2 protein-coding genes and 1 pseudogene are annotated in these 2,387 nt (G+C 49.7%); all 3 read left to right on the forward strand.

Annotation, left to right across the window (positions count from 1 at the left end; translation table 11 throughout):
* The first annotated feature begins 842 nt into the window (after positions 1–842).
* Positions 843–1,166, forward strand: coding sequence for a Rieske (2Fe-2S) protein (locus ACTBDZ_RS17035; RefSeq protein ID WP_438816176.1), 324 nt, complete (start codon positions 843–845; stop codon positions 1,164–1,166).
* Positions 1,163–1,492 carry a recombinase-like helix-turn-helix domain-containing protein gene (locus ACTBDZ_RS17040; RefSeq protein ID WP_438816177.1) on the forward strand — a complete coding sequence of 110 codons (330 nt, stop codon included), beginning with the start codon at positions 1,163–1,165 and terminating at the stop codon, positions 1,490–1,492. The genes ACTBDZ_RS17035 and ACTBDZ_RS17040 overlap by 4 nt, the downstream gene beginning before the upstream one ends.
* Positions 1,443–1,954, forward strand: a pseudogene (locus ACTBDZ_RS17045) (3-phenylpropionate dioxygenase); the annotation flags it as partial. The gene ACTBDZ_RS17040 and the pseudogene ACTBDZ_RS17045, both read left to right, overlap by 50 nt.
* Positions 1,955–2,387: the final 433 nt, after the last annotated feature.

Below are 2,387 nucleotides of genomic sequence, written 5' to 3' on the forward strand. Positions count from 1 at the left end.
TTTGAGATTTTTGGCCAGTGCATTAGCCAGAGCCTGCAACTGTTTTTCGTCCATAAAGTAACCTGCTTTTGATGTTGGATTGAACATATCAAAATCAGGCAATTACACAAATTTATGTACAGGCTCTGGGCTTTCCTTTCCAGCGCCGCGATTTGCGCGGTCGCAACTGATGATCGCCGGTGCCCCCTTTCCCCTCCGCTCCCCGATTGATAAGGTGCGCGTTGGATACACTCGCTTAAGTATGATGCATATAACGTTTTAGAACATGCAAAATCTTCATTACTGTCGTCACCCCATCACCACATTCAGCAAGGGCAGTTCAAATCATCTATTATGTAACCTACGCTTATTGGTGGTCATTCTGGTGGTCTTGACAGAAAAGCCTTTCCCATTTAGCCGATTTCTTAGCTATATATAGGCAAAGGCGATCCCACTAAGAGTGAACTGCTTATCACCGGGGATGACCAACAGCACGCTGTGGCAGCAGCCTACCAGCACTGATGCAAACTCAATGTGTTGCAACGCCCTGCTACGGTGTAAGAGCAGGCCGATGCTGCGCTTTTGCTGCTCGACAATACGCACATGACGGGCAACACGCTCTATTGCTACGGGGGATATGCGTTGCGTTAGGATGAGGCAATGTCAATTCTCTGGCGTTGCTGTTGTTGTTCCTGCTTTCCTCGCCTGTTCTCATCAACACTGTCTGCCCGTAGCTGGACAGCGTTTTTTAACAAATTCCACTCTTGATTTGCCGCCTTCCTTGACGATTTAAGCATCAATTTTATAGTTGTTCGAAGACGATAGCGTCCATTTCACTAATGAAACAGATGTCGGAGAGAGCGATGTGCTGGATTCGTGTCTGCGAGGCAGATCAGATACAGGAAAACAGGCCGTTTAGCGGCAGCGTGGAAAATAACGCCGTCGGTATTTACCTGCTTGATGGCAAGTACTACGCCCTTGAGGATATTTGCCCGCACGCTTATGCCTTGCTGAGTCAAGGATTTATTGAAGAAGGTAGCGTTGAGTGCCCCTTACACGGCGCGGTGTTTGATATTAAAACCGGGCAATGTCTCGGCGGGCCGGGTGAGCGTGACCTGCATTGTTACCGGGTGCGGCGCGTTGAAAATCACATTCAAATCAGGCTAACGGAGGACACCATCGCATGAAGGCCGATCAGGAATTTAATCTGGCGCGAGTGCCGCAGCAGCCGACTATCTCGTCCGTTGGCGGCGGTAACGGCTGCATCCATTCTCCCGGAGGTTATCGCAATCTGGTCTGGCAGAGTCGAAGCAGCGCGCCAACACCCTGGACATTGACCTTTATCGCCGGGCTGGAAACCCTGTTTGATGAAGGCATTGAGACTCTGCCCGCATTGGTGCAAGGGTTGAATTCAGCAGCATTGTACGATCCGCAAGGTCAGCCCTGGCAGGAAGCAACGCTGCGGGACTTATCTGTATTCTGCTTCCCATTCCATGGCGCAGGGGGCGCGTAAAGCGGAGATGGTGCTCGATCCGACATCAAGCGGTTTTATCTTCAAGAAAAAAAACCAATCCGGCGTTAATTTTGATTGGGTGGAGTTAGGCATCCGCGGGGCTTACTGGATGCGGCTCTCGATCCCCTATCAAAAACGTTTTGGGCCCGGCGGCCCTTTCTGGATTGTCAGCATGGTCGTGCCGGAAGATAACGATAACTGCCGCGTTTTTTTCTGGCGTATTCGCCGTGTTACGGGCTGGCAGCGTGATATGTGGCGTTTTATGCACCGAAACCGTTTAGAGAAATTGCATTGGCCGTGCTGGAACAGGATCGCATCTTGCTGGAGAACCTGGTACCGGACGCGAACGATTATGAATACCTTTATCAATATGATGTTGGGCTCTCCCGCTTGCGCCGAATAATGCAAAAAACGGCAAAAGCACAGGTGGCAGAGCGGGAAACACAGCACGCGTTGCGATAATCGATTCAGACGCCGGGCGGGACTCTGATAGCGAACTGTAAATGGAAGATTACCCGTCGATCGCCTTATAGCATTGCTGCTGAATTTAACAATGGAAGGGTATCAGCGGTAATGATGAGTATTTCGGCAGCAAACAGTAATCAAACCAGTGCGGCCAATAGAGAAACCACAACCAGTGCCAAAACGGTCCGCATGAAGGATATCATGGCATTGAGAAAGGCCTTGAAATACGTTGAGAATCAGGTGACGACGTTTAATCGCGATTTGCGAAATCCTACATTCTGGCAGCGTCCTAATGCAAACAGTCTTATACCCGTCATTCCGCACCTGATTTTTCTTTTTTCGGGACTTGACGGTATTCTGAAGTTCTGAATTTATTACTGCTTTTTGCAGACCAATCAGCATGAGTACTCCCCACGTTACCATCCGTAAC

Source organism: Symbiopectobacterium sp. (assembly GCF_051710365.1).
Taxonomy (GTDB): Bacteria; Pseudomonadota; Gammaproteobacteria; order Enterobacterales; family Enterobacteriaceae; genus Symbiopectobacterium.

Excerpts from the sequence above, each read along its gene's own strand:
- ACTBDZ_RS17040 (WP_438816177.1), top strand. The coding sequence starts at position 1,163 with ATGAAGGCCGATCAGGAATTTAATCTGGCGCGAGTGCCGCAGCAGCCG.
- ACTBDZ_RS17035 (WP_438816176.1), top strand. The coding sequence starts at position 843 with ATGTGCTGGATTCGTGTCTGCGAGGCAGATCAGATACAGGAAAACAGG.